The organism is Dysgonomonas sp. UBA7710, from assembly GCF_002482385.1.
Classification (GTDB): domain Bacteria; phylum Bacteroidota; class Bacteroidia; order Bacteroidales; family Dysgonomonadaceae; genus Dysgonomonas.
The window spans coordinates 1-8482 of the sequence record NZ_DLFW01000030.1 but is presented as its reverse complement, the minus strand read 5'-3'; the positions used below and the strand labels follow the sequence as shown (position 1 = coordinate 8482).

The window sequence follows — 8482 nt, the reverse complement described above, 5'->3', positions numbered from 1 at the left end:
AGGCGCGTTAGAAAAAATAGAACGATTAATTAACTACTTCTTATTAATACTATTCAGTTTACTATGCTTTATTCCATATGTAAAATAAATGAGGAAGCCTATTACGGTCCAGCCGATAAGCCGTTCCCATGTACTCCATGGCAGAGATAGCATTTGTACGATACAGATGGCTGCACCAGCCAAAGGGATAAATGGTACTAGAGGTGTTTTGAACGGACGCTTGAGGTCGGGCTGTGTTTTGCGCAGTATGACAATAGAAATACAGACAATGGTAAAGGCCATCAGGGTACCTATCGATACAAGCTCACTGAGAACATGGAGAGGAAAGAGTCCGGCTATCAACGCCGTAACGATGCTGGCAAAAATAGTCGCATTGTGGGGAACTCCATGTTTATCATTTACTTTCGAAAACACCTTCGGTAATAACCCGTCTTTAGAAATAGAATAGTATATACGTGATTGCCCTAACATCATTACCAAAATTACCGAACTAAGCCCTGCAATCGCTCCCAGTTTAATGAGGGGGCTTAACCAGGCTAAACTTTCGCCTGTACGGTCTATAGCAAGTGCTATTGGTGCGTCCACATTCAAGTCTTTATAATTAACTATTCCTGTCAATACTGTGGTTACAGCTATATACAGCAGCGCGCATATAAGCAGTGAGAACAAAATACCCTTTGGCATATCCTTCTGTGGATTTTTTGCCTCTCCTGCTGCGGTAGAGAGCGCGTCGAATCCCAGATATGCATAAAATACCACTGCTGCACCTCTGAGGATACCCGTCCATCCGAAATTTCCATAACCTCCGGTATTTTCGGGTATATATGGTGTCCAGTTACTTGTGTCTATATATGAAAGACCGAATCCGATGAATAGAAGGATTACGCTAACTTTGATAACAACGATAATATTGTTTACAAACGCGGATTGTTTGATGCCTCCGATCAGAAACGCAGATACTATGGATACGATAAAGACAGCGGGAAAATTGATGATGCGCCCAGTCCATACCCAGCTTCCGTCTTTCAGATGGTCGAATGTGGCACCTGCTATCCGATCAGGGAAATTTATACTCCATCCGTCGAGTAAACTCAGCATGTAGCCCGACCATCCGACTGCGACACTCGAGCAGGCGAAAAGATATTCAAGAATCAATATCCAGCCTACAAACCAAGCCAGAATTTCACCCATTGTGGTATAGCTGTATGAATATACACCGCCCGATACCGGTATCATAGCAGCAAATTCTGCATAACACAGTCCTGCCATAATGCAGCCGAGAGCCGAAATGACGAACGAGATTGTCAATGCAGGCCCGGCGTACATGGCGGCAGCTTGTCCGGTGATAACGAAAATTCCGGTTCCCACTATTGCACCAATTCCGAGAGTAACGAGATTTGTTGCCGAGAGGCTTCTTTTAAGTCCTCCTTTAGTTTCTGTGGGCTCACTGAGTATTGCTGATATATCTTTTTTCTTGAAAAGTCTTTCTATCATAAACTAAAGTTTGCACAAAAGTAAGTAAAATGTAATAATTATCTGCTATTTGTTTCTATATTAGAAAAAAGAAATATTTTGAAGCGAATTAAGTATTGGTATTATATCTGAATAGTCTTTATCAAACAAAAAAGGATATTCTGTTGTTTTAAAATCAATAGAATATTAGAACGTCACAATAATGACAGAGATAAAATTGAAAAGGGTTTATGAAGATCCTGAGGATAGCGATGGCTTTCGTGTATTGGTCGATCGTTTATGGCCCAGAGGAATGAGAAAAGACCATCTGAAATATGACTTATGGGCAAAAGATGTTACTCCGTCTCCTAATTTACGCAAATGGTTCCATGAGGACATGAAAAACCGGTGGGATGACTTTGTGACTATGTACCAAAAAGAATTGGACGGGTCGGATGAAGTAAAGGATTTTGTTAAGAAAATAGAATCGTATAATATTGTTACGCTCTTATATGCTTCCCGGGAGCCGGTATATAACCATGCAAGTATATTGAAAGCATATTTGGAGAAAGTACTCGAAGAAATGTAAAATTTGCTACCTTTGTTTTTATCAAAACAGTAATTAATATGAAAATGGGCATGGATTGCAATACGCAGAAGTACAGGATAGTTTTGCCATGCGGGTTTCCATATATCCTTTAAAAACAGAATCATCATATGAAAATAACTATTCTCGGAGCTGGAAATATGGGTGGGGCCATCGCTTGCGGTTTGGCTGTAAATGGAGGTGCGCAACCTCAGGATATAACCGTTATCGATCACAGAGGGAAGAATGTACCCCGGCTGAGGGAAGTGAGCGAAGACATAAATGTAGTGGTAGCCGATTACTCTTCACTGGCTACGGCAGATATCCTTATTATTGCTATTAAGCCGTGGATGGTAGAAGAAGTGCTGAAGACGCATAAGGCCTTATTGGAAAATCCTAAGCAGTTGATTGTATCTGTTGCGGCCGTTGTTACATTGGCTCAGCTACAGGAATGGACAAGTCCGCGTCAACCTGTATTCCGTGTTGTGCCTAATACCGCTATAGCCGTGCGCCAGAGCATGACGTATATTGCTTCTCAAAATGCGGATAAGGAACAACGCGATCAAGTATTCCGTATCTTTTCCCAACTTGGTAAGGTTGAATTTGTGGAAGAGAAACTCATTCCGGCTATAACTTCGCTTACCTCGTGCGGTATAGCCTTTGCATTCAGATATATCAGGGCAGCTATGGAAGGAGGTATTGAAATGGGGATATATCCGGATCAGGCTAAAGATGCCGTTTTACAAACACTCCGGGGTGCAATCGATCTGCTCGAGGCAAATGGAAATCATCCCGAAGCGGAAATAGATAAAGTGACTACTGCCGGAGGAATCACTATAAAAGGATTGAATGAGATGGAGCATGCAGGTTTTACTTCGGCTGTCATTAAAGGTTTGAAGGCGAGTAATATAAAATAGTTGTATTTTAGTGTTATTAAATATAAGGTCCTGGAAACGGGACTTTTTTATTTATCAGAAATCTATTATAAAAGTAATAGAACCGGACTATAACCCTATCTTCTTTATAGATTATTATAATAAAATAAAAAATAAAAATAAGAATCACTAACAGCGTTTTCACATATATATATTATCTTTACAAATTGATAGCAAACCGCCCTTACTGCTTGTGGTGATGCTATACGGGGCTGATATTCAGCGCATATTAACATTTGTGTATGTTTGAAATATGTTAATTAGCCTCGTTGAGACAGAAGAAAGAAAAAACGATATAAAATGATTTACAAATGGAATTACGAAGCCCTAACAACCCAGCAAAAAGAGCAGAGAGATGATCTTGCTAAGAAATTAGGCATTAGCCCTGTTCTTTGTCAGCTCTTGATACAGAGAGGAATATCATCTGCCGAAGATGCATATAAATTCTTTCATCCAAATCTGAAAGATTTACACGATCCTTTCCTTTTGCCCGATATGGACAAAGCTATCAAGAGAATTGAAAAAGCGTTGGGACAAAAGCAGCGTATATTGATATACGGTGACTATGATGTGGACGGAACGACTGCCGTCGCGCTTGTGTATAAATTTCTGCGGAAATTCACAACTAATCTCGATTATTATATCCCCGACCGTTACGATGAAGGGTACGGAATATCGGAACAAGGGATAGACTACGCCGAAGAGACGGGTGTAAAACTCATTATCGCTCTTGATTGCGGCATTAAAGCCATTGAAAAAGTGGCCTATGCCAAAAGCAAAGGGATTGACTTCATAATCGGTGACCACCATATGCCGGATGAGATACTTCCCGACGCGGTTGCTGTTATCGATGCCAAACGTACGGATTCCACTTACCCTTACGAGCATCTTTCAGGATGCGGGGTAGGTTTTAAGTTGGTGCAGGCATTGGCTCAGAATAATAAGATAGATTTTTCGGAACTGACAGATTTGCTCGATCTGGTGGCTGTCAGTGTAGCTTCGGATATTGTTCCCATCACAGGTGAAAACCGGGTATTGACATATTTTGGTTTAAAGCAGATTAATTCCAATCCCAGCTTGGGTCTGAAAGGGATAATTGAGATTTGCGGGCTTACCTACAAGGGTATTACCGTGAATGATATTATTTTCAAGATAGGGCCCCGTATCAATGCTTCGGGGCGGATGATGAAAGGTAAAGAGGCCGTGGACTTGTTGCTGGCCAATACGATAGAAGATGCACGGGAGAAGAGCGCCAATATAGACCATTATAACGACGACCGTCGCGAGCTGGATAAGCGGATAACAGACGAAGCGATACAGTTTATCGACGGAACGGTAGATATGTCGAAAAAGAAAAGTCTGGTGATCTATGATGAAACCTGGCATAAAGGCGTTATCGGTATTGTAGCGTCGCGCCTTACCGAGAAGTATTTGCGTCCTGCGGTAGTGCTGACCAAATCCCAGGGACTAATCACCGGGTCTGCCCGTTCGGTAATGGGCTTTGATGTATACAAGGCCATAGAAGCCTGTAAAGATATCTTGGAAAATTTCGGAGGACATACTTATGCCGCGGGTTTATCGCTGAAAGAAGAGAACCTGGCCGAATTCCAGCGTCGTTTCGAGGCTTTATCGCTTGAAATGATAGCGCCTGAAATGATGCGTCCCCAGATCTGTATAGATGCGGAACTTTCATTCAAAGAGATTACGCCGAAATTTATAAGTGACCTGGCCGGTTTTGCGCCTTTTGGCCCGGAGAACCTGAATCCTATATTTGTCACATGGGATGTACAGGATTATGGTACGAGTAAACCTGTGGGAAAAGATAATGTACACCTGAAACTGGAAATGATAGATAAAACGACTACAATTCCGGTGAATGGTATTGCTTTCCGGCAAAGTGCCAATAGTGAGATGGTAAAAAACGGCAGGCCGTTTGATATCTGCTATACACTGGAGGAAAATACGCACAACGGTAAGACGAATATCCAGCTTTATGTCAAGGATATAGATACAGGACAGCTTTCGGATTCACACTAAATGACAAGAATATGAAGAGATCTTTAGTATTATCATTAACAATCGCTTTATTTTCCTTTGTTGCCTGCGGTAACAGGGCCAGTACGGCAAATGCCGGAGATAAAGCTACGGATACATTGAGTATGGAACAGGCGGAGTATATAAAAGCTGACAGCTATGAAACGAGCAAAGGCCCGCTGAAAGTAACATTGGTAGGTCATGGTTCGGTTATGTTTGAATTTGCAGGAAAGGTTATTCAGGTAGACCCTTATTCTCAAGTCGCGGATTATTCGAGATTGCCTAAGGCCGATCTGATTATCCTGACGCACGAACATGGCGATCACCTTGATACAGCAGCTATCAACGCAGTTAAAAAGGCAGATACGCACTATATAGTATCGAAGGTATGCAACGAAATACTTGGATATGGTAATGTGGTAAATAATGGCGATAAGACCGAATGGAACGGAATAGCTATCGATGTCGTTCCGGCTTATAATGCTGTAAATAAGAAGCCTGACGGAGAAGCATACCATCCTAAAGGACGGGGCAATGGTTATATCTTTACATTTGGCGATAAAAAAGTATATGTCGCCGGCGATACCGAAAATGTTCCGGAAATGGATAAACTGAAAGGTACCATCGATATTGCTTTCTTGCCTAAGAACCTGCCATATACAATGACAGACGACATGTTTGTGGATGCAGCTAAAAAGGTGATGCCGAAAGTGCTCTATCCGTATCATATGTCGGAATTCGATCAGGAGAAAATAGGCAAGGCCTTGGATGGCACTGATATTAAGATAGAGGTGCGTCCAATGAAAAATTAATATACTGATTGGCTAATGTGCCAATATGCCAATTGAAAACAATCGGATATTGGCACATTGGCATATTAGTTAATTGGCACATCGAAGAATGGATCTCTATCACAAAATACTCAAACAGTATTGGGGTTACGACGAATTTCGCCCTTTACAGGAAGATATTATTCATTCCGTCAGCCAGGGAAAAGATACGCTGGGGCTGATGCCCACAGGCGGAGGAAAATCATTGACCTTTCAGGTGCCTGCGATGGCGATGGAAGGTCTTTGTCTTGTTGTCACTCCGCTTATCGCCCTGATGAAAGACCAGGTGGATAACCTGCGCCAGAGGAATATAAAATCATTGGCCGTATATTCGGGGATGACCCGGCAGGAGATTATCACTACGCTTGAAAACGCCATCTTCGGTGATTATAAATTCCTTTATGTATCACCTGAGCGACTGGCTACACAACTATTCCTGAGTAAACTTCGCGATATGAATGTTTGTCTGCTGGTTGTTGACGAATCGCATTGCATATCCCAGTGGGGTTATGATTTCCGTCCGTCCTATCTCAAGATAGCGGCTATTCGCGAGCATCTGCCCGGTGTGCCTGTTCTGGCTCTCACCGCGACAGCTACCCCGGAGGTGATAGATGATATTCAGGAACAATTGCATTTCAGTAAAAAGAATGTCTTCAGGAAAAGCTTTGAGCGTAAGAATCTGGCCTATATTGTCCGTAATACGGAAAATAAGCCGGAAGAACTTGTCCGGTTGCTTGAGAAAATAAAGGGTTCCACCATCATCTATGTACGCAGCCGTCAGAAGACGAAGGAAATGTCGGATTTCCTTATACAACAAGGTTTTTCCGCCGATTTTTATCATGCCGGACTGAGCAGTGAGGATAAATCACGGAAGCAGAGCTGCTGGAAGAATAATGAAAAACGGATCATTGTTTGTACCAATGCTTTCGGTATGGGAATTGATAAACCGGATGTGCGGCTGGTAGTGCATACCGACCTGCCCAATTCGGTGGAAGAATACTTTCAGGAAGCAGGGCGCGCGGGACGCGACGGGGAAAAGGCTTTTGTTGTTGTCTTATATCATAAGAATGATACTGTCAAATTGAAAAAGCGTATCAGGGACGAGTTTCCCGAACGGGAATTTATCTCTCAGGTATATGATTCGCTTGCTTACTTTTTCCAGGTGGCCGAAGGTTTCGGGGTGGGTATGGTATATGATTTTAATATACAGCAGTTTTGCGCTACTTATAAATATCCTCTTCTGCCTACTCATAATGCACTCAGAATATTGGATCTGGCAGGCTATATCGAATACACCGACGAGATAGATAATCGCTCGCGGCTGATGTTTACAGTTTACAGGGATGATCTGTATCATTACGATTTTGAGCGGGAATATGAGCAACTTGTAAATACTATCCTCCGCCTTTACACAGGCTTATTTACCAATTATGTAACCATTAACGAAGCAGAAATAGGCCTGAAGACAGATAAAAGCCGGAAAGCTGTCTATGAAATGCTGAAAATGCTGGATAAGCGCAATATCATCGATTATATCCCGCATAAAAAAACGCCTCTGATAGCATATACCCGTCAGCGGGTGGACGAGAAATACCTGATTATACCACGTCTTGTAAACGAAGACCGTAAAGATCGTTTCGAAAAGCGGATACTGGCGATGAGCCATTATGCAGAGCAGGATGAGATGTGTCGAAGCCGTATTTTGTTATCCTACTTCAATGAGAAAGATATCAGCGATTGCGGGCAATGTGATGTTTGTCTGGCAAAGAACGATTCGGGAATGACGAATGCAAAGTTCAATAAGATATCATTGGATATAAAAGAGCTGCTCAAGGACGGGGAGCGATCCATAGATGATATAACAGGTGCATTGCCTGATTACCGGTTGAAGGATGTAACCGGAGCCATCCGTTTTATGACGGATAGGGGAGTTCTTGAAATGCAATCGGGGAAGATAAGATTTAAGAATTAGAAGTGAAAAACTAAAAATGAAGAGTGAAGAATAACTTGTTTACTCGTATCTTGTATCTCGTTTACTTGTGACTTGTAACCGCCCATAGGGCAAACTGAAAAGTGTTTTGACGCGAAGTCAGACCAGGCTCTTTTTAAAACGAACGACTGTTAGCAGATCTTTTACTTGTTCCTGACTACTTACGTTAAAAATCATCGGGAGCAGGCGACCTACCGGTTTTGTCCCGGCAAATTCATCTTTAATAGTGTCGGCGATATCCAGAGCAGCAATTCTTTCAAGGTGCTTATCCGTGAAATAGAAACTTGTTTTGAAAAAGCCTTCCCAGACCGAAAGCCACAGTACCGTTTTTTTCTTATAAAGCGCTTTGCCGAGCCATGCTTTCCCATCATTATAAAACCGCCATTCAATAGCCAGTGCATATTCTTCATTTGTAGTTGTTTCAAGAAAAGAAGCCAGCACATTATATACATTTTCTCCCAACGCATTCTTTAGCACCTCTTTGGACGGGAAAATATCCGGATCTCTCAATAACATTTCTGCTTCCATGGTTTTATGATCGGTTAATTATTATTGTTAACAAAGATACATTCTTTTCTGACTTACACAATATTGGTTGCCGCCAGTACCTGAATTTTCATCCTCCATCTTTATTTTATCAAAATTCAAATGATTT

At 42.0% G+C, this 8482-nt stretch carries 7 protein-coding genes; 5 read left to right on the top strand and 2 right to left on the bottom strand.

Annotated features, from left to right (window positions below):
- Positions 1–33 precede the first annotated feature (33 nt).
- On the bottom strand, positions 34–1494 hold the full coding sequence (locus tag B3317_RS09890; protein ID WP_291111033.1) for an amino acid permease: 1461 nt from the start codon (positions 1492–1494) through the stop codon (positions 34–36).
- 181 nt (positions 1495–1675) lie between these two features.
- On the opposite strand from B3317_RS09890, the gene B3317_RS09885 reads away from it, so the two are divergent.
- From B3317_RS09885 to B3317_RS09865, 5 genes are all read left to right on the top strand, one after another.
- A complete protein-coding gene (locus B3317_RS09885) occupies positions 1676–2041 on the top strand; it encodes a DUF488 domain-containing protein (RefSeq protein ID WP_291111031.1) in 366 nt (121 codons plus the stop codon).
- A 128-nt stretch (positions 2042–2169) separates the two neighbouring features.
- A complete protein-coding gene (proC, locus tag B3317_RS09880) occupies positions 2170–2955 on the top strand; it encodes a pyrroline-5-carboxylate reductase (protein ID WP_291111029.1) in 786 nt (261 codons plus the stop codon).
- Positions 2956–3273: 318 nt separating this feature from the next.
- Positions 3274–5010 carry a single-stranded-DNA-specific exonuclease RecJ gene (recJ, locus tag B3317_RS09875; RefSeq protein WP_291111027.1) on the top strand — a complete coding sequence of 579 codons (1737 nt, stop codon included), beginning with the start codon at positions 3274–3276 and terminating at the stop codon, positions 5008–5010.
- Between the two features lie 11 nt (positions 5011–5021).
- Complete coding sequence (locus tag B3317_RS09870) at positions 5022–5819, top strand: MBL fold metallo-hydrolase (RefSeq protein ID WP_291111025.1); 798 nt, start codon at positions 5022–5024, stop codon at positions 5817–5819.
- Between the two features lie 88 nt (positions 5820–5907).
- The gene (locus B3317_RS09865; RefSeq protein ID WP_291111023.1) at positions 5908–7809 is read left to right on the top strand and encodes a RecQ family ATP-dependent DNA helicase; all 1902 of its coding nucleotides are present in this window, start codon (positions 5908–5910) and stop codon (positions 7807–7809) included.
- Between the two features lie 117 nt (positions 7810–7926).
- Here B3317_RS09865 and B3317_RS09860 read toward each other — a convergent pair whose 3' ends face one another.
- The gene (locus B3317_RS09860) at positions 7927–8355 is read right to left on the bottom strand and encodes a DUF3788 family protein (protein WP_291111021.1); all 429 of its coding nucleotides are present in this window, start codon (positions 8353–8355) and stop codon (positions 7927–7929) included.
- Positions 8356–8482 lie beyond the last annotated feature (127 nt).

Bases quoted from the DNA above. Each gene is read 5' to 3' on its own strand.
- B3317_RS09890 (WP_291111033.1), bottom strand. From the start codon at position 1,494: ATGATAGAAAGACTTTTCAAGAAAAAAGATATATCAGCAATACTCAGT.
- B3317_RS09885 (WP_291111031.1), top strand. From the start codon at position 1,676: ATGACAGAGATAAAATTGAAAAGGGTTTATGAAGATCCTGAGGATAGC.
- proC (WP_291111029.1), top strand. From the start codon at position 2,170: ATGAAAATAACTATTCTCGGAGCTGGAAATATGGGTGGGGCCATCGCT.
- recJ (WP_291111027.1), top strand. From the start codon at position 3,274: ATGATTTACAAATGGAATTACGAAGCCCTAACAACCCAGCAAAAAGAG.
- B3317_RS09870 (WP_291111025.1), top strand. From the start codon at position 5,022: ATGAAGAGATCTTTAGTATTATCATTAACAATCGCTTTATTTTCCTTT.
- B3317_RS09865 (WP_291111023.1), top strand. From the start codon at position 5,908: ATGGATCTCTATCACAAAATACTCAAACAGTATTGGGGTTACGACGAA.
- B3317_RS09860 (WP_291111021.1), bottom strand. From the start codon at position 8,355: ATGGAAGCAGAAATGTTATTGAGAGATCCGGATATTTTCCCGTCCAAA.